This window comes from Oleiphilus sp. HI0123, assembly GCF_001635315.1.
Genome location: NZ_LWGE01001786.1, coordinates 1 through 723 on the forward strand (window position 1 = coordinate 1; position 723 = coordinate 723).

At 44.7% G+C, this 723-nt stretch carries 1 protein-coding gene; it reads left to right on the plus strand.

Annotation, left to right across the window (positions count from 1 at the left end; translation table 11 throughout):
• Window positions 1-17 precede the first annotated feature (17 nt).
• Window positions 18-723: beta-ketoacyl-ACP synthase III (locus A3761_RS24045; protein WP_082870371.1), on the plus strand; the 706-nt coding region annotated here is incomplete at its 3' end.

A 723-nucleotide genomic window follows, 5' to 3' on the forward strand; every position in this document is an offset into this window, starting at 1 on the left:
CTAGTATCTTATGCGAAATGGCCGTTAAAGCAGCCAAAGATGCGCTCAAAAATGCAAACAAAACCGTCGCTGATATCGATGCCGTCATCGTCGCTTGCTCGAATCTACAGCGCGCTTATCCAGCTGTCTCAATTGAGGTTCAAAGCCAACTTGGTGTAGAAGGCTTCGCATATGATATGAATGTGGCGTGCTCATCGGCCACATTTGGCCTTCAGGCTGCGCTCAATGCTGTTCAGTGCGGTTCTGCCAGGGCTGTATTGTTAATAAACCCGGAAATCTGCACAGCGCATTTAAATTTTCGTGATAGAGATAGTCACTTTATCTTTGGTGATGTCTGTACCGCAATCGTGATAGAGAGAGCTGACACAGTATCTTGTGATGACTCGTTCGAAGTTGTCAGCGCAAAATTAAAGACAACCTTCTCCAATAATATTCGTAATAATTTTGGATTCCTGAATCGTTGTGCTCCCGGCAGTGAAGGCTTTAGTGATAAGCTATTTGTTCAGCAAGGGCGAAAAGTATTCAAAGAGGTATCTCCACTCGTTGCTAAAATGATCAATGAGCACTTGGCGGAAAACGAGCTTAGCGCTGAACACCTAAAACAGATGTGGCTCCATCAAGCTAACTTAAGCATGAATCAGCTTATCGCCAAGCGTGTATTAGGTCGTGCAGCAGAGGTTTCTGAGGCACCTGTTATACTGGATGAATATGCGAATACTAGCT